Origin of the sequence: Streptomyces sp. NPDC006602, assembly GCF_042870385.1 — a bacterium.
Taxonomy (GTDB): domain Bacteria; phylum Actinomycetota; class Actinomycetes; order Streptomycetales; family Streptomycetaceae; genus Streptomyces.
Genome location: NZ_JBIAHG010000004.1, coordinates 287,504 through 310,217, shown reverse-complemented (window position 1 = coordinate 310,217; position 22,714 = coordinate 287,504). Strand labels below are relative to the sequence as shown.

Genomic DNA, 22,714 nt, shown 5'->3' with positions numbered 1-22,714 from the left:
GCTCAGACCGCCTCTCCCTGTCGGGCGGCCGCCAGGCGGACCGCGTCCATGATCTTCTCGTAACCGGTGCAGCGGCACAGGTTGCCCGACAGCGCCTCGCGGATGTCCGCGTCGGTCGGGTTCGGGTTGCGCTCCAGCATCTCGTCGGCGGCGACCAGCAGGCCCGGCGTGCAGAAGCCGCACTGGACGGCGCCGGCGTCGATGAACGCCTGCTGCACCGGGGAGAGCTCGGTGCCTCCACCGGTCTGGGAGTCATGCCCCGCGGCGGCCCACCGCTGGGCATCCTGCAGGGACGTACCGCACGCACCGCTCGCACAACCCCCGTGCTCGGCACGCTGCTTGGCGAAGTCCGCGAGGCCCTCGACGGTGACGACCGCACGGCCCTCCACCTGCCCCGCGGCGACCAGGCAGGAACACACCGGCACACCATCGAGCCGGACGGTGCAGGACCCGCACTCCCCTTGCTCGCAGGCGTTCTTCGAACCCGGCAGGCCGAGCCGCTCCCGCAACACGTACAGCAGGGACTCGCCCTCCCACACGTCGTCGGCTTCCTGCGGACGGCCGTTGACCGTGAAATTGACGCGCATTACGCGACGCTCCCCTTCTGATGTGTCCGACCGTCCGTGCCCCGGTACGACTCCCAGGTCCAGGTCAGCGTGCGGCGGGCCATGACGCCGACCGCGTGGCGGCGGTAGCTCGCGGTGCCCCGCACGTCGTCGATCGGGTTGCAGGCACCGGCGCACAGATCCGCGAACTGCTTGGCGACCGACGGGGTGATGATCTTCCCGTTGTCCCAGAATCCGCCTTCCTCCAGGGCAGCGTTCAGGAACTCCTCCGCGGCCTTGGCCCGAACCGGGGTGGGCGCGGCCGACCCGATCCCCGTACGCACGGTCCGCGTCTGCGGATGCAAGGCGAACCCGAACGCACACACGGCGATGACCATGGCATTGCGCGTGCCGACCTTCGAGTACTGCTGCGGCCCGTCCGCCTTCTTGATGTGCACCGCGCGAATCAGCTCGTCGGGCGCCAGCGCATTGCGCTTCACGCCGGTGTAGAACTCGTCGATCGGAATACGGCGCGATCCCCGCACCGACTCGACCTCGACCTCGGCCCCCGCCGCCAGCAGAGCGGGGTGGGCGTCACCGGCCGGGGAGGCGGTACCGAGGTTGCCGCCGACGCCACCGCGGTTGCGGATCTGCGGGGAGGCGACGGTGTGCGAGGCGAGAGCGAGCCCCGGCAGTTCGCCGCGCAGGTGCTCCATGATCTTCGCGTAGGGGACCGAGGCCCCGAGCCGCACACTGTCCTCGCCGACCTCCCACTCCTCGAGGCCGCCGATGCGGTTGAGGTCGAGCAGGTACTCGGGACGGCGGTGATCGAAGTTGATCTCGACCATCACGTCGGTGCCACCCGCAATCGGCACAGCGGTGGGGTGCTCCGCCTTCGCGGCGAGCGCCTCCTCCCAGCTGGCGGGGCGAAGGAAGTCCATGACCGGCTCTCTTCTTCGTCTCGTGAGTCGTACAGATCGAGCCAATCCGTGTGCGGCGGGCCCGGCTCGTTCATGGGCTGTTAACGCGCATTGAGGCCAGTACACAGCGCCGTGCGCCACCCGGGTCAGTCACGGAAACCATGAAGGAGTTGGCTGGCCAGGGCGGGCATCTTGTAGATTCGTATGAACGGAGGTCATCGGCAACCTCGGCGTTTCGCCGGGGAAACGCGAGGCACACCCCATGTGACCTGGAACACAGCCGGAAAGCGGCTCTCAAGACGACGAGCACCACTCGCCGACCGCCGGACGGACCACTCCCCCACCAGACCTCAAGATTCATCGTAGATTTCGAGACAAAGAACGGCGGCGACGAGAATGCGGCTGCGCGCACTGCTGGGCACCGACGCGCTGGGCCTGCGGCTGCTCGGCGGCGAGGACGAGCTGGACCGCGGCGTGCGGGGTGTCATGACCACCGACCTCAGGGACCCCAGCCGCTATCTCTCCGGCGGCGAGCTGGTCCTGAGCGGTCTGGCCTGGCGCCGGGACGCCGCCGACTCCGAGCCCTTCGTACGGATCCTGGTGCAGGCCCAGGTGGCCGCGCTGGCGGCCGGCGAGGCCGAGCTCGGGGCCGTCCCGGAAGACCTGGTGGTGGCCTGCGCGCGCCACCGCCTCCCCCTCTTCGCGGTGCACGAGTCGGTGGCGTTCGCGACGATCACCGAGCACGTCGTACGCCAGGTGTCGGGCGAGCGTGCCGGTGACCTCGCTGCCGTCGTCGACCGCCACCGGCGGATGATGACCTCGGGCCCGGCGGGCGGCGGCCCGGACGTGGTCCTGGACCTGCTGGGCTCGGACCTGGACCTGCGAGCCTGGGTCCTGTCCCCCACCGGACGGCTCATCGCGGGCTCGAAGGTCGCGGGCCCCGCCCTGCCCGCCGACGTCTGCGCGAAGCTGGCGGCAGAACACCTGGCGGCGGCCCGCACGGGCCGCCGCGGACCGCACCGCGTCCTGCTCGGCTCCACCACCTACTCGCTCTTCCCGGTCCGCGGCAGCGGCGGCCGCTCCCCGCAGGGCTCCCGGGACGTGCGCGAGACGGTGCTGTCGGACTGGCTGCTGGCCGTCGAGGCGGACGCCGGGGACTGGCCGGAGGAGCGGCTGGACCTGCTCCAGGGCGTCACCCAGCTGATCTCGGTCGAACGCGACCGGCGGGACGCGGCACGCACGGTCCGCCGGCGGCTCGCCCAGGAGGTCCTGGAACTGGTGCAGACGGGCGCCGCGCCCGCCGAGATCTCCGCACGCCTGCGCGTGGCCGCCCCCGTCCTCCTCCCCGGCCTGGGCGCGGCCCCGCAGTGGCAGGTGGTCGTGGCCCGCGTCGAGTGGCAGGGAGCCGAGCCGGCGGGCGGCCCGGTAGCCCAGTCCCTCCTCGAGGAGATCCTGGTCGACCCCCTCTCCACCGGCCCGGAGCCCTCCGACCGCATCGCCGTGGCCCACACGGGCGACGAGGCGATCGCCCTCGTCCCCCTCCCCGCGGTCTCCTCGGAGCACGAGGGCTCGGAAGCGGGCATCATCGCCGACCTGCTCCTGGAGTCCGTACGGGACCCGCTGTCGGCCGGACTCGACGACGACGGCCGCGTCACACTCGGCGTCAGCGCCTCGGTCCACTCCGCGGACGGCCTGCGCGGCGCGCTGGAGGAGGCCCGCCACGCCCGCCGAGTAGCAGCAGCCCGCCCCGGCCGGGTCTGCGCGGCGGGCCACCAGGAACTGGCTTCCCACGTCCTCCTCCTCCCCTTCGTCCCGGACGACGTACGCCGGGCCTTCACCGCCCGCCTCCTCGACCCGCTGCGCGACTACGACCACCGCCACCGCGCCGAACTGATCCCCACCCTGGAGGCGTTCCTCGACTGCGACGGCTCCTGGACCCGCTGCGCGACCCGCCTCCACCTGCACGTCAACACGCTGCGCTACCGAGTCGGCCGCATCGAGCAGTTGACGAGCCGCGACCTCTCCCGCCTCGAGGACAAGCTGGATTTCTTCCTGGCACTGAGGATGAGCTGACCCGTCGACCCCCCGCGACTCCCCCGACTTTGTGAATTCCTTCACCCACCCCCTTGGCCCGGCCGGTGGATTCGTGCTGAGATGCGGCCACCACTCATAGCTCGATGGCGTGCTCGGGGAGGGCAACGTGGCGCATACCGCCATGTCTGGTAACGGAACGACCGCCGGTGACGATCCACTCCAGACCGCGGTATGGCGGCTGCGCTCCCGCGCCTGCTGGGCGGACGCCGCCGCCCTGCTCCAACCGGTCACCGCACCGGCCGCGCTCCAGCGGGCCTCCCTCCTGGTGGAGCGGTGCCTGTACACCGAGCAGGGCTGGGAACAGGCCGAGGACGCGCTGCGCACGGCCGAGGCGCTCGCCCACGGCGACGACGAGCGGGGCGCGGCCGCTTGTGAACGCGGGCAACTTGCCTACGCGGCGACGCTGCACGGCGTACGGGACCGCGCCGACGAGGCACGGGCGGCGCTCGGGCGGGCGGCGGCGCTGATCCCTCCGGGGACTCCTGGGAGGGCGCTGCTGGATTTCCGGCGGGGCCTGCTCGCGGAGAACCTGGCGGACTCCCCGCAGGCCGCGCGGGCGGCGTACCGGCGTGCGCACGCGGGAGCCACAGCGCATGCCGATCCACTACTCCTGTCCTGCACCTGGCGCCACCTGGCCGGACTCGCCCTGCAGGACGGGGACTTGGCGGAGGCGAGGCACGGCTTCAGCGAATCCCTCCGCATCCGCGAGGAGCTGGGCTACCTCGTCGGAACGGCACCGGCACTGGCCTCCCTGGCGGACGCGGAAGTGGAGCCGGAGGCCTCCCGCCTGCGCGAGGAAGCCCGCCGACTGTTCCGCCTGCTCGGCGGCGTCCCGACGTGGCTGGCACGACAGCTGGCACCCGTGCCTCCGGCAGCAACGGCGTAACCGTCCCCCAACACCTGGTTCCAGCCGCCGACTGGGGGCTCCGCCCCCAGACCCCCGACCTACACCCACCCACCACCCGACTCGGCCGGCCAAGAGGTGGACCTCCCCCGACCGCCACCGGCGTCGCAAAGGCGCACCCGCGTACGGCGCGAAGGGGACGTGTCGGGGGGCCGCCCGCAGGGCTGGCGGTCGGCCAAGAGGCGACCGTCGCCACCCGACCGCACACCGGCGTCGCAAGGTGAACGCCCCCGCACCCGCGCACGGCGGCAAGGGGACGTGTCGGGGGGTGTCCGCCCGCAGGGTTGGCGCGTCAACACCGGTGAGTTGGTGAGCAACCGATTCCGCGCCGTTCCGAGGACGGACACCCCCCGACACGTCCCCGACCCACAACGCACCGGCAGGCGCACCACGCACTACCTCAGCGCGCGCCCCTGAAGTGCTCCCCCACCAGAGCCCGCACCACATCCAGATCCCGCGCGACCAACGCGTCCAACAACGCCGTGTGTTCGGCCGCGTCCGCCACCAGCTCGGCCCGCCCCCGCAGGCCGGGCCCGCCGACCAGGGGCCACTGAGCGCGCCGGTGCAGATCCTCGGCGACCTGGACCAGCTGTTCGTTGCCCGACAGCGCGAGCACCGCACGGTGGAAGGCCCGGTCGGCCTCCGCGTAGGTCGCCCGGCAGCCGGAGGCCGCCGCCCGGACGCTCGCCTCGACGAGGGGCCGCAGCTCGGCCCAGCGTTCGGCCGGCACAGTACGGGCGAGTCGGAGCATCACCGGGATCTCGATCAGCGAACGAACCTCGGCGAGTTCCGCCAGCTCGCGCCGCCCTCGCTCGACCACCCGGAACCCACGGTTGGGAACCACCTCGACGGCACCCTCCAGCGCGAGCTGCTGCATCGCCTCCCGGACCGGCGTCGCGGAGACTCCAAAACGGTCGCCGAGCGCGGGCGCGGAGTAGACCTCGCCGGGCCTGAGCTCGCCGGCGACCAGCGCGGTCCGCAGGGCGTCGACGATCTGTCCGCGCACGGAGGCCCGCTGCACGGCGGGGCGAGGCCGCGGGAGGGGCGTTTCACTGTGGGTGTGCTCACCGCGGACGCCCCCCGGCGCGTCATACCGCTCACGGCCCACCTCCACATCCACGTCCACATCCGCGTCCGCCGCCCCTCTGGACTGCGGCGGCACCCTCACCGCACTCCCCGGGACATCCCCGGCACCCGTCGCGGCGGAGCCCTGCGCACCCTGCTTCACGCGGTCCTCCTCCGGACGTGTCGGCACTTCGGGCCATTACGGCGAGTTGTTACTCGTCCGTCAAGCAGATTAGGGCATAACCCGACAGTTCCCATGCCGACCATGTTGGGTAAGGTAAGCCTTCCTTCAAGCGATCGCGAATCGGTGGTCCCCCCATGCCCGTCCCACCGCCCGCCCCCCACTCGCCCGTCGCAGACGCGTACGCCCACGTCACCGACGTCTTCCCAGGGCTGACGGTCACGGAACTGCCCCCCGACGGGCCGGCCCCTCAGGGCGGCGGCTGGGTCCGGGCCGCCGAGCTCGCGAACGGCGGCCCCGGCCTGGACGGATTCCTGGCCTGGGACGACGCACAGGTACTGCGAGACCACGGCCGCCCCGCCCGCCCCGACGTGCTCGCCGGCTTCGGCCTGCACCGGTACGCCTGGCCCGCCTGTCTCCTGATCACCGTGCCATGGTTCCTGCACCGCCGGGTGCCGCGCTTCCCCGTGACGCATGTCTCGTACGACCGCACGCAGGGCCCGATGTCCTTCGCCGTCCGCCCCGGCGCCTTCGCCTGCCTGCCGGACGACCCGGCGAGGGCACTGCCCGGCGCCCGCGTCGTCCCCGACGAGGAGGCACTGCGGGCCGAGGTGCTGGCCGCGGTCGCCGAGCACATGGAGCCGGTGCTGGCCGGCTTCGGGCCACGCATGCGCCGCCGCGGCCGCGCCCTGTGGGGGATGGTGACGGACGAGATCGTCGAGGGCCTCTGGTACGTCGCCGAACTGCTCGGCGAGAGCGAGCGGCGCCGGGCCGAGCGCGAACTGGAACTCCTCCTGCCCGGATCGACCAAGCCGTACGTCGGCTCGGCGGGCTTCCGCCTCCTCACCGGACCGAACGGCGAGTCGCTGCCCACCCGGGACCGGGCGAGCTGCTGCATGTTCTACACACTGGAGCCCGAGGACACCTGCGCCACCTGCCCGCGCACCTGCGACGCGGACCGGCTGGCCAAGCTGACCGCCTCCGCACCCAGTTGAGGGACCCTCAGGCCGGCTCGGGATCACCCGTCCCGTAGGATCACTCGCGACTGAGACGTCGCCCCGGTTACAGGCAATTCACAATTTCCTCACTGGCCGCAGGAACTATCCGTCGAACCACCCGTACGGGTAGTCTTATTCGAACTCAGCTCCCGCCCCTCATGCGGCAGTTCGAGCAGAACGCCGCCCTGGGCATTCCCTTGCACTTCCTTGGCGGCCTCTTGCCCCGAAACCCTCTGAGGGCCGGTGGGATTGGGCCACTATGGCGGGCGTTACGCCCTATCCCAATGCAAGGGACCCCAGATGAGATTGACCGACATATCGCTGAACTGGTTGCTTCCGGGCGCCGTATTGCTCCTGGGCATGCTGGCGGCGGTTGCGGTGCTGGCGCGTGGCAAGCGCACCTCGGGGAAGGACGCGCGCGCGGACGACTCGTGGGAGCGCAGCGAAGAGCGCCGCAGGCGCAAGGAGGCCATATACGGCACCGCCTCCTACGTGCTGCTGTTCTGCTGTGCGGCGGTGGCGGCCGCGCTCTCCTTCCACGGCCTGGTCGGCTTCGGCGAACAGAACCTCGGCCTCTCCGGCGGCTGGGAGTACCTCGTGCCGTTCGGCCTGGACGGCGCGGCGATGTTCTGCTCCGTGCTCGCGGTACGCGAAGCCAGCCACGGTGACGCGGCGCTCGGCTCCCGGATACTCGTATGGACGTTCGCCGGCGCGGCGGCCTGGTTCAACTGGGTGCACGCACCCAGGGGCATCGACCACGCGGGCGCCCCGCAGTTCTTCGCCGGCATGTCGATGTCGGCGGCCGTACTGTTCGACCGCGCGCTGAAGCAGACCCGCCGGGCCGCCCTGCGCGAGCAGGGACTGGTGCCCCGTCCACTGCCGCAGATCCGCATGGTCCGCTGGCTGCGGGCGCCCCGCGAGACGTACAAGGCGTGGTCGCTGATGCTCCTGGAGGGCGTGCGCAGCCTGGACGAGGCGGTCGACGAGGTCCGCGAGGACAAGCGCGAGAAGGAGGCGGCCCGACTGCGGCGCCGCGACAAGGAGCGGGTCGAGCGCGCGCAGCTCAAGGCGATCAGCCGGGGCCACCGCGGTTTCGTGGGCCGCGGCCGGCAGCTGGAGGCGCAGGCGACCCTGGAACGTGGCCCGTCGGACCGGACCACCGCGGAGCCTGCCATATCGCCGGAGCAGCTCCCGCCCGCACGCCAGCGGCCCTCCCTGCAGCCCGTCCGCAGCGGATCTGACCCGATCACCGTCGACCTCACCGCGGAGGACGACACAATGGCCCTGCCGCGTCTCGACTCCCTCGAGCGCAAGCTCAAGGACCTGGAGCAGCAGTTCGGCTAGAGGCAAGAGGCTTCACGGGACGGGGTGCGGCTCGCACGAGCCGCACCCCGTCCCGTTCGGTTCGCGCTCCGGTTCACGCCTGGGTCGCGCCCGGTTCAGGCGACGCCCGCGTCCAGTTCGAACCACACCGCCTTCCCCACTCCGTGCACCCGCACGCCCCACGCGTCCGCGAGGGACTGCACGAGGAGCAGGCCCCGGCCGTTCGTACCGTCGTCGGCGTTCGGTACGCGCAGTCTGGGTCTGCGGGCGACGAAGTCCCGCACCTCCACCCTCAGGCCATGCGGTCCGACGGTGGCCGTCAAGAGGGCGTCGTGGTCGGTGTGGACGATCGCGTTGGTGACGAGTTCGCTGGTCAGCAGTTCCGCGACCTCGGCCCGTCCGCGGCTTCCCCAGTGCCTCAGGTACTCGCGCAGTGCTTTGCGCGCCTCGGGCACCGCCCTCAGGTCCGCCCGCCGTAGTCTGCGTGTGAGCTGCTGCGCCGACGCCTCTTCCGTGGCGCTGTCGGCCTTGTCCTCCACTGTGTCCGCCGAGAAGGCCCCTGTCGCGATGGGACCGCCTCCTCGTACCTGCCTCTTCATGACCCCCGCCGGCGTGCCGATGTCGGTTCCCCTCCTGTTCGAACACGTTCACGGGGATCCATGCCCCGTGGGGCACGCGGCAGTCATGTCGCGTCGTCAACGACCACGTGTTCGGCCATCCTCGAGGCTCTCCGCCGCCACGGGTGCGGTGATCCCCGGGGTCACGGTCCCGGACAAACAGACGAATCCTGGACCCCGCCCAACGCCGGTTGGTGCGTCCGGCCCGGTACACGGAGCGGGTGCCGCTGGTCCTGTCCGTGTGGCATGCGGCGGGCTGACCGGTGCCGGTGAAACAGGAGTTGCAGACCGCCGATGGCCGCCGCCAACCAGGCCGTTCCGCACCGCTGCGAGCCTGCGCACCCGGGCGACGTCCTGGCCACCGCCCATGGGCCCGTCCACGATTCCGGTCTGCCTGCCTCGCCGTACTCGACGGACGCCTGGCGGACGTCCTGGTTCTGCCCCGGACTCGGCATGGCTCTGGCCGCTGCGCGAGACGGCCCGCAAGATCCCCCGCACCTTGGCAACGTCACCGCGGTCCCCGGCGACCACCCGGAGCCGTGTGCACGGCAGGCGGGCCTGCACCGAGGAACTCGGCATGGCGACGGCGAGGTCTGCGCGGCCGCCTTCCCGCGGCCGCGCGAAACTGGCCGGAATCCGCTGGTCCCCCACCCAGAAACTCTGCTCGGCGTGCCCCGGGTCTCCCCCGATTCACCGGGTCTCCCCGGTCTCTCCGGCGGGCGGTACCGCTCGACGTCGTACTGGCCCGCGCTGAGCACGCTGGTGACCAACGATGTACCAGAGCGTGGCGACCATCAGCAAGAGGATGACCTGGTACGTCTGGTTGTAGATCAGCTGTACCGAGTACAGCAGGTCGTGCACGGCCAGCACGCTGACGATGCTCGTGCCCTTCAGGGTGCCGATCAGCATTTCCCGGCGGTCGGCACGATGGAGCGATCGCCTGGGGAATGACGATCCGGCGCAGGGTGCGGCGCCTGCTCAGGCCGATTGCCTGCGCGGCCTCGGTCTGGCCGGAGTCGACGGAGAGGATGCCGCCGCGTACCACCTCGGCGGCGTAGCCGGTCTCGTGCAGGGTCAGTCCGATGACGGCGGTGAGGGTGGGGCCGAGCAGGTTCTCCGTCTCGACGGTGACGAACTGCGGGCCGAACGGGATGCCAAGGCCGAGCGTCGGATACAGGGCGCCGATGTTGAACCAGAACAGCAGCTGCACCAGCAGCGGAGTGGACCGGAAGATCCACACGTAGCCCCAACTCAGTGTGCTCAGCACCGGGTTGGCCGACAGCCGCATCACCGCCAGCACCGTGCCGAACACAAAGCCGAGCACCATGCCTGCAGGAGCTTTTCACCTCCGCCGGGCGCGAGCTGGTCCACGGACGCAGGCAGCCCAGGCGACGACGAGGTCATCTGCCATGGGGACTTCGGTCCCTGGAACGTCGTCTGGCAGGGTAATCAGCCGATGGGAATCACCGACTGGGACTTCGCCCGCCCGGCACCACGCATGCACGACGTGGCCTACGCCCTGGAGTACGTTGCCCCGTTCCGCAACGATGCAGATTGCCTGCGCTGGCTGCAGTACCCGGCGCCGCCCGACCGCCGTTCGCGGCTGGAGGACTTCTGCAGCGCGTACGGCCTCGACTCGGCCGCGGGATGGTCGACGCCCTTATCGCCAGACAGCAAGACAATGCCGACCTCGTGCGCCGGCTGGCTGAGCAGGGGCACGAGCCCCAGGCCACCTGGGCTGCCGATGAGTTCCTGACCGAACTCGACGACAGGATCGACTGGAGCAAGGCGCACTGGCATCTGGTCGAGTAGCCAATTCGCTTGTCGCCCGGCCTTCTGGCGGCCGGCGCGCAGCGAACCTGACCGTCAGCACGGTGCCATATCTGCCCCTCCATGAGGAGCTACTTCCGGCTGTCATGGGGGCCGACTCACGTCAGGGCAGTTGCGGGACAACCTTTAGCAAGGCCAGCGCCAGGCCGTGTACGGAAGTCGACGGGGCCGGGGTTACGGGTGCTTCCTCTTGCCCCGCTCTTTCAGGGATGACGAATCGAGGTCAGCTCTGGTCTAATCACAGGTATCAACCTCCCAGCATTTACTGTGGAAAGCTGGAACCGATCAACGAACAAGGATCATGTCGGTCGCCCCCGGCAATTTGTTGATTTCCTATCGCCAGCCGGGGCGAATTACTGGTTGATTTCGGTGTGGACGCGGCAATCATGCCCCTGCCCCTCGCCCTTGCCTTGCTCGCGATTCCATCTGATCCGGCAACCGGTTTCTACCTGGCGGAGCCCCTGGTACAACCCGTGCGGCCAGTTTCTCCGTGGCCTTCTTGGTCGGATAGGTCACTGAACTGGGGCCTTCGCCGACTGCCGAAATACTTCATCCCGCTCCTCGCCCCTGCATCGCTCGCGCCTTCGCCAGGTCTAGCAACCGGTTTCTACCCGGTGAAGCTCCCTGGTACAACCCGTGCGGCCAGTTCTCTGTGGCCTTCCCGTTCTGGCAGGGCGCTGAGCTGGGTCTTCACAGGGTGTCGAAAAATTTCGGTATCCGTACGCGGTCGAAGAGAGGCGGGGCGACGTTCTCCCGGACGGGCGGACAGGATGCGAAGCAGAGCCCAAACCTGGTCAATACGGACGGCATTGTGCCGCCCTACCGGGGGCGGGCAAGGCCATCACACAGATAACGCAAGGGCATTGACCCTCGGACACCTTGGCAAGATCATGTTACGAGATCGTTTACGCAGCCGGGGGCGTGCAGTTACTCTGCATATCGCTTTGAACACCAACCGCCCGCCCTCGCCGAGTCCAGGTCGGTGATCTTAGTTGCTGGTAATGATGGATAGCATGTGGGGGAATCAGTGTCTGAGTTGGTATTTCGGATCCTCGGGTCGATAGAGCTCGATGGGGGACGCGGACCTGTCTCACTAACAGCGCCACGCCAGGAAGTCGTATTGGCGATGCTTCTCCTGGAAGCCGGGCAGTCAGTGCCGGTAGACCGGCTCATCGAGGCCGTCTGGGAAGAGACGCCCCCTTCCACCGCACGCAGTCAGGTGCAAATCTGCATCTCCCAACTGCGCAAGCTTCTCGCCCAGTTGAACATCGACGCGACCATTCGAACCAGCCGCACGGGCTATCGGCTGACCTTCCCGGCCGGACTGCTTGACCTGGAGCTCTTTCGCGAGTCTGTGACACGCGCCGCGGGGATGCAGCAGCCGGACGAATCGGTAGTAGAGTACCGAGCCGCCCTCGAACTCTGGCGCGGTGACGCCTGCGCAGGCGTAGAAAGCCGGGTCGTGGGGCAGGCGGTCACGCGCCTCCACGAAAGCAGGCTCGCCGCCCTGGGTGACTGCATTGATCTGGAATTGCGTCTCGGCCGCCACCATCAGGTCATCGGTGAGCTGTCCGAGCTGGTTTCCCGCTACCCATTGTGGGAACGTGCGCGCGGGCAGCTGATGCTGGCCTTGCACCGGTCCGGGCGGTCGGCCGAGGCCCTCGAGGTATTCCGCGCGGGCCGCGCGGTACTGATCGATGAGCTGGGACTGGAGCCGGGCAAGACCTTGCAGGTCCTGCACCAGGCGATACTGAACAACGACAGCGGGCTCGACGCCGGCCCCGGGGCGGACGAGGCGGTGCCGTTGCCGCCCCCGGCGCAGGAGAACGCGCCGCCGGATGTGGTGCCTCAGCTCCTGCCGTCAACGATCGCAGACTTCTCTGGCCGTCATGAGGAGCTCGATTCCATCGTTGCCTCACTCCACGGGGCCGGCGGCGGTAGTACCCCATCTGGTGCACTGCACGTTCCCATCGTTGTGCTCACCGGGCGGGGCGGTGTGGGCAAGACCACCCTGGCCATCCGGGCCGCGCATCTGCTGAATGAGCGTTTCCCCGACGGGCGCCTGTATGCGCGGCTCGGTGAGGCGCAAGGGCCGGCCTCGTCCGTGACCGCGGTTCTCGACCGGTTTCTGCGGTCGTTCGGCATGAACTCCACCGAGATACCTGACAATGCCGTTGAGCGTGCCGAGACGTACCGCAGCAAGCTGGCCGGGAGACGCGTCCTCGTCGTACTCGACGATGTTTCCAGCGCCCGGCAGATCTCGGACCTACTGCCGGGAGAACCGGGCTGCGCCGTGATCATGACCAGCCGGAGCAGGCTGGCCGGGCCGCCTGGAGCGGCGTGGTGTGACGTCGGCCCACTGGACACCCCGGCGGGCGCCTCCCTCGTGACAGGGGCCATCGGCTCCCACAGGGCGAGTGCGGAACCGGAGGCGATCACCAGCCTGGTCGAACTCTGCGAAGGCCTTCCGCTGGCCCTGCGCATCGTTACCACCAAGCTTGCCACCCGGCCTCATTGGCGAGTTGTCCACCTGGTCGAGCGGCTGTCCAACGAGCGGTTGCGGTTGGACGAACTCGCTCTCGAAGGTGCGAGCATCCGGGCCACCCTGGACTTCACGTACAGGGGACTGGCGGAGGACCAGCAGCGACTGCTGCGTCGCTTGAGCATTCTAGGAGCAGCGGACTTTGCCGGCTGGATCTCAGCCGTACTGCTGGATGATGACGTGCGCAGGGCGGAGAGCCTGCTCGAGTCGCTGGTCGAGGAAGGGCTGGTGCAGGCCTGGAGCACACATGCCGGGAACCTGCGCTATCAACTGCACGACATGGTCCGACTCTACGCCGGTGAGCAGTTGGCACGGTCAGAGTCTGCCGCGACACGCAGAGAGATACTCAGCCGCTACCTTGGCGGCTGGCTCTCCCTGGCCGCCGAGGCTCACAGACGACACTACGGCGGAGATTTCTACGTGCTCCACGGTACGGCCGCCCACTGGCCGCTGCCGAAGGAACGGGTTCAGGCCCTACTCACCGATCCAGTCACCTGGTTTCAGAGCGAGCGGACCCTGTTGGTGGAAGCCATTCTCCTGGCCGCTCGGGGCGGCTTCGATGAGATCTGCTGGGATCTTGCGATCACCTCGGACACGCTCTTCGAGTCGGGTCCCTATCCCGAGGACTGGCAGGTCACGCACCTGGGGGCCTTGGAGGTCACGCGCCGAGCGGGCAACGACCGGGGCACGGCGGCCCTGCTCTATTCGCTTGGCGTGCTGGCCACGACTCGGCAGCTCGACGAAGCAGAGCAGCTGTTCGGTGAGGCGCTCGTGCTGTGGGAGAAGATCGGCGACCGGCACGGCAGCGCCTTGACCACCCACGGACTGGCCGGTGTTGAAAGACTTCGTGGCAGCTATGACGCCGCCTCTGTGCTCTATGGTCAAGCACTGGTGCTCATGCGGGAAGTGGGGGATCAGGCGGGAGAGTCCGCCGTCCTGCGCTGTATGGGCCAGATCGCCATGGACCGGCGGCAGTATCGTTTGGCCGAGGAGAGATTCGAGCGGGCGGCAGCCGTGGCCCAGCGGGTCGATTCGAAGCGGGACTCCGCGCAGGCGCAGTACCATCTGGCGGAACTTTGTTTGCAGCTCGGCGACTTGACGCGTGCCGAGGGCCTGCTGAAGGACGTGTGCCGGGAGAGCAGACTGGGAGCCGACTCGGTCGGCGAGGGTTTCGGCTATCTGAGTCTCGGCATCACCTACGCCCAGATGGACGCAACAGAAAAGGCCCGGGAGAGCCTGCGCACCGCGACCGAATTGTCCCAACGCGCAGGCGATGTCTTGCTGAACAGCAGGGTACTGCTCGCCTCCGCGGAAGTTGAGTTCGCCGCCGGGGACCTGGATTCCGCGGCCACCAGGGCCATGGATGCCTGCGCTGCCTTCCAGGCCCTCGGCTCCCACCTTGTGTGGCGCGCCCGGTGCCTGGAGCTGGCAGGGCGAGCGTTGCACGGGCTGGGCCGCACTGATGAGGCGGTGCGGATGTGGCGGGAGGCCGCGGAATCGCTTGCCTCGAAGGACGCCGGACTCTCGGCGCGGCTCGCCGCTCATCTGAAAGGTGCCCATGCTGCCAGTGCGGCACATGGACCGGACAGAAATGCGAGCGTCTGACAGGAATCCGTCAGGACTTCCTGCCGGGCCGGTTGGGGAGCATGTCGGGTCTGTGGCCGCACATGAAGTGAGGCGGCGGGGCTCCGCATCACCGCACGAACCCCTCACGATGAGGCAGTTCGCCCCCCTGTTCGGCATCTCGCCCGCGACCGTGCGCGGGGTGCTCCAAAGACTCGGCCCGCTGCTCCCACAGGGACTCCGGCTTGGCCGAACACCGCCAGGGCGCCACCGTGTTCTGCGACGGCGCCTACATCAACACCGGTCTCCTCGTCTCGCACCGCAAGCGCCCGGGGCGACCTCTGCTGAAGGTCGGAGAGGAAGACAACGCCGTCCAGACCGTCGCCAGCATGCACAATCTCGCCCTCGCCGCATGACCAGACCCGCCAACGGCCCAGCTCAGGCAGCGTGGTCGCGGCCTTCTGCAACACGCTTCAGCCACCCTCGCCGACCGACGAACCGCGCTCGGCGATTATGCAGCGACATTTTCGCGAAGATATCTTCGCGAACAACTCTTCGCGTTCTATGGTGGCTTCATGACTCAGGATCGAGCTCCGGATCATGTTGTTCTCGACGCCAAGAGCCTGCGCGCCCTGGCTCATCCAGACCGGGTGGAGATGCTCACCCTGCTGCGCAGAAACGGGCCGTCCACAGCCACCCGGATGGCGGAGCAGCTGGGGATCAACTCCGGATCCGCCAGCTACCACCTCCGCCAGCTCGCCCAGGCCGGACTGGTGGCAGAGGATGCGGATCGGGGCAACGCCCGTGAGCGCTGGTGGCGTTCGGTGCACGACGGGACGGTCTTCGACGACCTGGAGCTGGCCCGGCAGGAGCCCGAGGCCTCGCTGGCGTATCTGCAGTCGGTGGTGAACTCGTACCAACTGCACATCCAGCAGGTCCTGACGACCCTGCCCGCCCTGCCCAAGGAGTGGCAGGGGGCCATCAATGCCAGCAACTGGCAACTGGTGTTGACGCCTGACCAGGCCCATCAGCTGCGCCAGGACATGGCGGAGGTCGTCGAGCGCTACCGGCTGCCGGAAGGCGTGGAGGCGCCGAACGACGGTGCGACGGTGGAGGTTATCTCCTACGTGCTGCCCACGTGGGAGGCGAAGCCGTGAGGTTCGTACGGATACCCCGACGGAGCCTGCCTCCTCTCGGAGGGCTGGTCGCCGCAGTCGCCGTGTCCCTCACCGGCAGCAGGGTGGCCGCGGTTGCCCTGCCCTGGTTCGTTCTCGTCACCACGGGAAGCGTCACTCAGACCGGAGTGGTCGCGTTTTGCGAGACGGCGCCGTATGTGGCGTCGAAAGCGTTGGCTGGACCATGGATCGACCGGTTGGGGCCGCGCCGTGTTTCGTGGGTGACCGATCTGGCCAGTGCGGCCTCGGTGGTCCTCATCCCTCTGCTGCACGCGCTGAACCTGCTGTCGTATGCGCTGCTGCTGGTTCTGGTGGCCGTGGTGGGCGCCGTCCGAGGGCCGGGCGATCTGGCGAAGGAGGTCATGGTTCCGCAGGCTGCCGAGCTCAGCGGGGTGGCATTGGAGCGGGGCACGGGGTGGATCGGAGTGATGGAACGGCTGTCCGGCACGCTCGGTCCGATGGCCGGCGGGGGACTGGTGCTGCTGTTCGGGCCGATGGCAGGCCTGGCGGTCAACGGCGCGGCCTTTCTGCTCGGTTCGGCACTGGTCGCTCTGGCCCTGCCCAAGGGAATGGGGGGCCCGGTTCCGGCCGCCGGGCGGGAGTCCGGATATCTGCGCAGCCTCGGTGAGGCATTCACACTGCTGCGGAGCGATCCGCTGCTGGTGACCATCATCGTGATGCTGACGGTCACCAACTTCCTCGACGCCGCAATGTGGGTGCTGCTGCCCGTCTGGGCCAGGGATTCGGGCAGTGGCGCCGGGATGTTCGGTCTGCTGCTCGGGGTGTCCAGTGCCACCGCCGTCGGCGGCAGCCTTGTCGCGGCGACGATCGCACACCGGTTGTCGCGGCGACGCGTGTTCTTCGGCGGGTTCTTGCTCGGCGGGGCGCCGAAGTTCCTCATCCTCGCCATGGACGTACCGGCCTGGGTCGTGGTTGCGGTGTTCGCGGTCGGTGGCTTCGGCACCGGGTTCCTCAACCCGGTTCTGGGAGCGGTCCTCTTCGAGCGCATCCCCCCGGAGCTCCTGGGGCGGGTGCAGGGGCTGGGCAGCTCACTGGCCTTCGCGGGTACGCCCTTGGGCGGGCTGTTGGCCGGCGCGGGGGCGGCTGCCGTGGGCCTGGTGCCCGTGCTGATGACGGTGGGGCTCGCGTACCTCCTCGCCACGGTCGCATCGGGTATGAGGCCGGAGTGGCGGCGGATGGACGAACAGCGCGTGAGCTCACCGAATCCCTCGCACAGGGCCGAAGCCCTCGACGCGTAGGCGCCGGGCGCAAAAGGACAGAATGATCTTCTTCGGCGGTGCCGCTCGGAACGCGTAGATCCGGTAACACCGCATGGCGGGACGCCATCTGATGCCACGACGATAGTGACAAGATGGCCGGATAGCAGCGGACGACAGTTAGGTGGGTCTCGGCAAGCAGATGACACCCTCCCACCTCAAGGAGTATCCGATGCGCACTCCGCGGCCTTATGCACAGCGCTGGTACTGCGGGACCACGATGATTACGGCAGCGATCATCGGACTCGGCGGGTTCTCAGCCACGGCGGACCTGAACAAGCCGGTGGGTTCGGTGATGGCCGTCGGGACTTCGGCCCAAGCAGAGAGCAATGAGGACGGAACCCCTTGGGGCTGAGGCGCGTCTCCACATAGCTGTTCACCGGAGACCGTGCAGCCCGCCGCCAGAGACGAGGGCATGGCGGGCTCGGTGAACCTCTTGCTTTGGCCGCTCGACCAGGCCCTGTTCGCCGTGGCCCACCTGCACAAAAGCGAGACCTAGACAGGTGGGTGCCGGATTCGGGGTGAATGACGTATCGCCCGAGCCGTCCTCACCCTGGAACAGCACCACTGAAAACGCTCGGTGATCACCCAGAAGAGCTCACGGGGGACGGGCACGAGACCGGCAATAATATTGCCCCCTCGGTGCCTTGTCGGACAGCCGGCACATGTGGCGAACTTACGTTGGCGGCCGCAGTGGTCCGATCCTGACGGAGGCAGATAAAGTATGGAAGAAACACTGACCCGAGCGGGTTCACTGCCGACTGACGGGCACGAACTCACCATAGCCCAGGAAGGGCTATGGGTTTTGCAGAAATTCCAGCCGGACCGCTGCGCGGACAATGTGACCGGGGCCTGGCGGCTGCATTTTCCGGTTGACGTGTCAAGGCTTTCCACGGCCGTTAGCCGGACCATCTCCAGGCACGCCCTACTGCATTCCGTGTTTCGAGTCGAATCCGGCAGGGTCTGCCGCTTCGCTGCACAAGGGCGTGTGCCCGCACTCGATGAGTACCGCATCGACGAGATACCCGACATGGACGCTCGCCGCTTCGTGCAGGAGCAGGGTAGACGCCCCTTCCAACTGGACCAGGAGCCGCCCGTGCGGATTGCGCTCCTACGCGACGGCACGGCTGACGACATCCTGCTGGTCGTCGCTCACCACATCGTCATGGATGACCTGTCCACGTTGCTCTTCCTCCGTGAGGTCCTGACTCAATACGTGGACGCCCACAAGGCCGCTGACATGCCTCGCAGGTTCGGAGCCGGCATCGACGAACTGGTGCGAGGTGAGCAGAGCTATCTCTCCTCGCCTCGCGCCGCTGCGGCCCGGGACTATTGGAGGGAGGAGCTCACGCAGGGTGCTGTCGGAGTCGATCAGCCCACTGACCACCCGCGACCCGCCGCCTATCGGGCCGAAGGATCGGAGATCCAATTCTGGCTCGACCACAAGTTGACCGAAGGAGTGCGGCGTGCGGCCGTGAGCAAAAAAGCGACGCCGTTCGCCTATTACTTGACGGCTTTTCATCGGCTTCTCCATCAGGAGTCCGGTCGGACGGACTTCATCATCGGCTATCCCGTGACGCTGCGATCGGCTCGTCGTTTCCGTAATTCGATCGGTCATTTCGTCAATGTCCTCCCCATGCGGGTCTTGGTGGACCCGGATGAATCCTTCACCTCGGCTCTGCGACGCACAACGGAGAAACTGTGGGGTGGACTGCGCCACCGCGACTTTCCGTACGCGATGATGCCGGCCTTGCTGCGAACTCAACGGGACCCCAGGAGTCTCGGCCTGGTGTCCTGTACCTTCGGCATGAATGCTGAAAGTATCGCGAGCCCCTACTTCGACATGCTGCTGCCGGATCGCCGAGTCGAACACGCCGGGCTGAATATTTCCCGGCTCCATGTGCCGGTATTCCCCGGGCAGTTTGATATGACGTTGAACCTCAGCCAGCACGGCGCCGACGTGTTCGCCGAGCTTAGGTACAACACGTCCCTGTACGTCGATGAAACCGCACACCGAATGGCTGACAACTACGTCCGAATACTAGAAAAAGCCGTCTCGAATGATTAACTCACCCCTTAGACAGATATGGTCGGCACCATCAGGAGAAGAGGGCGTAAGATGATCGATCAGAACTCACGCATTATTCGCGAAGAGTTGCTGAACGAAATCCGCGACATCGTCTCGGATGTTTTCTCGGTCGAACCCAAGGAGGTGGAGGAGGCGAACTCGTTCGCCACCGACCTCGGCGCCGACTCGCTACTCGCCATCGAGCTGCTGACGCAGCTTGAGCTGCACTTCGACGTCGCCATTGACGAGGCCGAGACACCACGCCTCATGACGAATCTGAAGTCCGCGTACCACGTAGTGGCCGAAAGCGCTGGTTGGTAGCCGTGGGACGCCGTGTCGTCATCACCGGACTGGGTCCTGTATCGAACATAGGTACTGGAATATCCAGCTTCACGAAGGCCCTCCGCCGGGGCCTTTGCGGCACCAGGCCTATAAAAGGATTCGACACCACTGGATTCCTGAAGACTGCTGGCGGTGAGGTGCCAGATTTCCGGCCGTACGAAATCCTGCGCCGGATCACCCCTGCGGACCGCGGGTGGGGGCGCACGGCTCTCTTCGCCGCGGCCGCCGCGCGGCTGGCGGCCGACGACGCCGCGCTCGACCTGAACGGCACTCCTGCCGCGGTCGTCATGGGCACCACGTTCGGCGAGATACCAGCCGTGGTCGGCATGGCTGAGCAGTGGAAGCGGAATGGATGGGGTCTCCCCGACCCCCAGGCCGCCGCCCAAGCCTCGGCATCCAACCTGGCATTGGTCGCCTCGCGCGAGCTGGGCACCGTGGGCGAGCCGGTCACGCTGGGCACCGCTTGCGCGGCCGGCAATTACGCCCTCGGGCACGCCTTCGACCTGATCACCACTGGCGAGACGGACATCGCCGTGGCCGGGGGTGCCGACTCAGTCAATCGTTTCACTCATGCCGGCTTCCATCGGATGGGCGCCCTGGCCGCGGACGTGTGCCGACCATTCGACGTCGACCGCGAAGGCATCATCACCGGCGAAGGTGGTGTGGCTCTGGTCCTTGAGGAACGGACGCATGCCAAGGCCCGCGGGGCACGGGTCTACGCCGAACTCCTCGGCTACGGCATGACCTGTGACGCCAAGCACCCTGTGTCCCCGGACGCCGCCAGCATCATCCGGTGCTTCCGGCTGGCCCACAGCCGAGCCGGCGTCACCCCGGACCAGGTCGACTACATCTGCGCCCACGGTACGGGCACACGGATGAACGACGCGGTGGAGGCAGCGGCTGTACGAACGGTCTTCGGCGGCAAGGCGCCACCCATCAGCTCCATCAAGTCCATGGTTGGCCACACGATGGGCGCCTCCAGCGGGTTCGGAGCGGTGGCCTGCGCCCTGAGTATCTCCGAGGGGTTCCTGCCTCCGACGGTCAACCACCGCCTCACTGATCCAGAAGCCACGGGGCTCGACATCGTCTCGAATCAGAGCCGGGACGGGGTGGTCCGTATCGCGCAGAACAACGGGTTCGCATTCGGTGGCAACAACGCCGTCGTCATGTTCGGGAGCGAACAATGACCACTGTCATCACCGGGATCGGAGCAGTCAGGCCCGACCCGAGCACGCAGCCAGAGGTGACCTCGGGGCATCCGGTGCACCGGGTCGCCGGCTTCGACCCGGAGGCCCTCTTCGGTCGGCGGGCCACACGGTTCAGCCATCGGTCAACGCTGCTGACGATGGCCGCCTGCGGCGCCGCCCTCGCCAATGCCGGACTTGACATAAGCGCGTCGAACCAGGAGACGGTGGGCATCGCGGTGGGCACCGCTCTGGGGAGTATTTCCGGCACCGTCGAGTTCGGCTCCCGCAGCTTCAACCAGTCGCGACCCTACCTGGTGGATGCCGCCTCGTTTCCCAACACAGCGATGAACACCGCTGCGGGTGCGGCGGCGATCCAGGTCGGCGCGCGGGCGGCGAACTTCACCGTCGTCGCCGGCCCGCTGGCTGGTGTGTCCGCGCTCCGCCAGGCCGAAATGGCGTTGCGCGTCGGCCATGCGCAGAGGATCGTCGCCGGCGCCTCCGACGAGGCGACGACAGCGGCCGTGTGGTGGGCACAGGCCGTCCGGGACACCGGCGCCGTCGGCGAGGGTTCCGCGATGTTCGTCCTGGAACGACTGGCGGACGTCCAGGCGGCCGGCCGCTTGCCCATCGCGCGGCTTGCCGCCACCACAGTGCGCGCGGTCGACCCCGCCGACCCGGGCGAACTCGCCGAAGCGGTGACCGCAACTCTGCGGCGCGGCCGGGTCGAGCCGAGCGACGTCGGCCTCGTGGCGCTCCGGGAGACGGGCGTCCCCGACGTGGACCGATCACAGCTCATTGCGGTGCGTCAGGCGGTCGACGCTCCGCTGCTGTGGGGCGAGAACGAGATGGGTGATTGCTACAGCGCTCATAGTGCCCTGCAACTTGCTGACGTCATCAAGCACTTGACGTCAGCGATGGTGCCGGACAGCCCGGCCGGAAGAGCCGGGCTCGTCATGACCACGGATCCGCACGGCGCTGTCGGGCTCGCCCTCGTCGATCTCGACTGGCCGCGAGCCGAGCCTGCCCAAACCGAGAAGGAGCTTGGTACGTGACCGGCACGCTTACTTCCACCAACAGCTCGACAACCCCTCATGTAGACGCAAGTCCCGTACTGGAACTGTCGGATCGCGAACGCTCAGTCCTGTCCTCTCAGGCCCTGGAGCTTGCCCAGACCCCACCCGCGCTGGTGGACCATCCCGACTGGCTGGCAGGCGCGCGTCGGATGAGTAGCGAACTCCCCACTCGTGTGCTCGAGGTCGTCAGGCGCTTCCGGCATGATGCTGGACTGGACGGCACCCTGACCCTCTTCAATCTGCCTGTCGACCAGGGAAAGCTACCGCCGACCCCTGACGTTCCGAACTCGGTCGAGCGAGAATCCACGGTGCCGGCGGCCATCACCATGATGTTGGCGACACAGCTTGGGGAGGTCATCGCCTACCGCAACGAAAAGCATGGCGCGCTGGTCCAGAACGTCGTGCCCGTTCCCGCGCTGGCGGACTCGCAGAGTAACGGCGGTTCGGTGACGCTGGAGTTCCACACCGAGAACGCCTTCCATCCGCACCGCCCCGACTACGTCGGACTGCTGTGCCTAAGGCCCTCCCACGAGGAGGCGGTGAGCACGTATGTCGCATCGGTCCGCAAGGCACTTCCGCTGTTGTCGCCGGGCGAAAGAGAAATACTGCATGAGCCCAGGTTCGTCACCGCCGCACCGCCTTCATTCCGTACGGCGGGCCACGCGGGACCGCACGCCCTGCTGAACGGCAGCGTGGAGGACCCGAATATCCGGGTCGACTTCCACGCCACTTCGGCCCTTGACACCGCGGCAGCGGCGGCCATGTGCCGACTGCGGGAAGCGCTCATGGAGATCCGGAACGATCTCGTCCTGCGACCCGGCGACATGGTCTTCCTCGACAACCGGATCGTCGTTCACGGACGGGGGGCTTTCGTCCCCCGCTACGACGGCAACGACCGCTGGCTGCATCGCGTTTTCGTGCACCTGGACAACCGTCGGAACCGGGCCCACCGGGTCAACGGCGGAGCGGTACTTGCATAGAAATCGGATGAGAACGCAGTTTCCGAAGGG

At 68.2% G+C, this 22,714-nt stretch carries 17 protein-coding genes and 3 pseudogenes; 15 read left to right on the top strand and 5 right to left on the bottom strand.

Going from position 1 to position 22,714, the window contains the following annotated elements:
* Positions 1-2: 2 nt before the first annotated feature.
* Both ACFYO2_RS13675 and ACFYO2_RS13670 read right to left on the bottom strand, forming a co-directional pair.
* The gene (locus tag ACFYO2_RS13675) at positions 3-587 is read right to left on the bottom strand and encodes a (2Fe-2S)-binding protein (RefSeq protein ID WP_388348086.1); all 585 of its coding nucleotides are present in this window, start codon (positions 585-587) and stop codon (positions 3-5) included.
* Positions 587-1,486, bottom strand: a complete 900-nt coding sequence (locus ACFYO2_RS13670) for an FAD binding domain-containing protein (RefSeq protein WP_388348084.1) — start codon at positions 1,484-1,486, stop codon at positions 587-589. Before ACFYO2_RS13670 ends, ACFYO2_RS13675 begins: the two co-directional genes overlap by 1 nt.
* 375 nt (positions 1,487-1,861) lie before the next feature.
* Between ACFYO2_RS13670 and ACFYO2_RS13665 the strand changes: the two genes are divergently transcribed.
* Complete coding sequence (locus ACFYO2_RS13665) at positions 1,862-3,538, top strand: PucR family transcriptional regulator (RefSeq protein WP_388348082.1); 1,677 nt, start codon at positions 1,862-1,864, stop codon at positions 3,536-3,538.
* Between the two features lie 127 nt (positions 3,539-3,665).
* Positions 3,666-4,445, top strand: a complete 780-nt coding sequence (locus tag ACFYO2_RS13660) for a hypothetical protein (protein ID WP_388348080.1) — start codon at positions 3,666-3,668, stop codon at positions 4,443-4,445.
* A 418-nt stretch (positions 4,446-4,863) separates the two neighbouring features.
* On the opposite strand, the gene ACFYO2_RS13655 is transcribed toward ACFYO2_RS13660, so the two are convergent.
* Positions 4,864-5,691: a GntR family transcriptional regulator gene (locus ACFYO2_RS13655; RefSeq protein WP_388348078.1), complete on the bottom strand. Its 828-nt coding sequence runs from the start codon at positions 5,689-5,691 to the stop codon at positions 4,864-4,866.
* Between the two features lie 155 nt (positions 5,692-5,846).
* Between ACFYO2_RS13655 and ACFYO2_RS13650 the strand changes: the two genes are divergently transcribed.
* Both ACFYO2_RS13650 and ACFYO2_RS13645 read left to right on the top strand, forming a co-directional pair.
* Complete coding sequence (locus ACFYO2_RS13650; protein WP_388348076.1) at positions 5,847-6,704, top strand: (2Fe-2S)-binding protein; 858 nt, start codon at positions 5,847-5,849, stop codon at positions 6,702-6,704.
* A 303-nt stretch (positions 6,705-7,007) separates the two neighbouring features.
* A complete protein-coding gene (locus ACFYO2_RS13645; RefSeq protein ID WP_388348075.1) occupies positions 7,008-8,051 on the top strand; it encodes a DUF2637 domain-containing protein in 1,044 nt (347 codons plus the stop codon).
* 95 nt (positions 8,052-8,146) lie between these two features.
* Here ACFYO2_RS13645 and ACFYO2_RS13640 read toward each other — a convergent pair whose 3' ends face one another.
* Both ACFYO2_RS13640 and ACFYO2_RS13635 read right to left on the bottom strand, forming a co-directional pair.
* Entirely contained in the window at positions 8,147-8,569 is a 423-nt protein-coding gene (locus ACFYO2_RS13640) for an ATP-binding protein (RefSeq protein WP_388348606.1), read from the bottom strand.
* An 800-nt stretch (positions 8,570-9,369) separates the two neighbouring features.
* Positions 9,370-9,974: pseudogene (locus ACFYO2_RS13635) on the bottom strand (amino acid ABC transporter permease); the annotation flags it as partial.
* Here ACFYO2_RS13635 and ACFYO2_RS13630 point away from each other — a divergent pair.
* From ACFYO2_RS13630 to ACFYO2_RS13580, 11 genes and pseudogenes are all read left to right on the top strand, one after another.
* A pseudogene (locus tag ACFYO2_RS13630) lies at positions 9,867-10,133 on the top strand (phosphotransferase); the annotation flags it as partial. The pseudogenes ACFYO2_RS13635 and ACFYO2_RS13630 sit on opposite strands and share 108 nt — an antisense overlap.
* A 161-nt stretch (positions 10,134-10,294) precedes the next feature.
* On the top strand, positions 10,295-10,459 hold the full coding sequence (locus tag ACFYO2_RS13625) for a hypothetical protein (RefSeq protein WP_388348073.1): 165 nt from the start codon (positions 10,295-10,297) through the stop codon (positions 10,457-10,459).
* 1,033 nt (positions 10,460-11,492) lie between these two features.
* Positions 11,493-14,624: a BTAD domain-containing putative transcriptional regulator gene (locus ACFYO2_RS13620; protein ID WP_388348071.1), complete on the top strand. Its 3,132-nt coding sequence runs from the start codon at positions 11,493-11,495 to the stop codon at positions 14,622-14,624.
* A gap of 227 nt (positions 14,625-14,851) precedes the next feature.
* Positions 14,852-14,998, top strand: a pseudogene (locus ACFYO2_RS13615) (IS5/IS1182 family transposase); the annotation flags it as partial.
* 159 nt (positions 14,999-15,157) lie between these two features.
* Entirely contained in the window at positions 15,158-15,739 is a 582-nt protein-coding gene (locus ACFYO2_RS13610) for an ArsR/SmtB family transcription factor (protein ID WP_388348069.1), read from the top strand.
* On the top strand, positions 15,721-17,016 hold the full coding sequence (locus tag ACFYO2_RS13605; RefSeq protein WP_388348067.1) for an MFS transporter: 1,296 nt from the start codon (positions 15,721-15,723) through the stop codon (positions 17,014-17,016). Before ACFYO2_RS13610 ends, ACFYO2_RS13605 begins: the two co-directional genes overlap by 19 nt.
* 742 nt (positions 17,017-17,758) lie before the next feature.
* On the top strand, positions 17,759-19,102 hold the full coding sequence (locus ACFYO2_RS13600; protein ID WP_388348065.1) for a condensation domain-containing protein: 1,344 nt from the start codon (positions 17,759-17,761) through the stop codon (positions 19,100-19,102).
* 51 nt (positions 19,103-19,153) lie between these two features.
* Entirely contained in the window at positions 19,154-19,423 is a 270-nt protein-coding gene (locus ACFYO2_RS13595; RefSeq protein ID WP_388348063.1) for an acyl carrier protein, read from the top strand.
* A gap of 2 nt (positions 19,424-19,425) precedes the next feature.
* A complete protein-coding gene (locus ACFYO2_RS13590) occupies positions 19,426-20,631 on the top strand; it encodes a beta-ketoacyl-[acyl-carrier-protein] synthase family protein (protein ID WP_388348062.1) in 1,206 nt (401 codons plus the stop codon).
* Positions 20,628-21,683 carry a beta-ketoacyl synthase N-terminal-like domain-containing protein gene (locus ACFYO2_RS13585; RefSeq protein ID WP_388348060.1) on the top strand — a complete coding sequence of 352 codons (1,056 nt, stop codon included), beginning with the start codon at positions 20,628-20,630 and terminating at the stop codon, positions 21,681-21,683. Before ACFYO2_RS13590 ends, ACFYO2_RS13585 begins: the two co-directional genes overlap by 4 nt.
* Entirely contained in the window at positions 21,680-22,684 is a 1,005-nt protein-coding gene (locus tag ACFYO2_RS13580; protein WP_388348059.1) for a TauD/TfdA family dioxygenase, read from the top strand. Before ACFYO2_RS13585 ends, ACFYO2_RS13580 begins: the two co-directional genes overlap by 4 nt.
* The last annotated feature ends 30 nt before the right edge of the window (positions 22,685-22,714 follow it).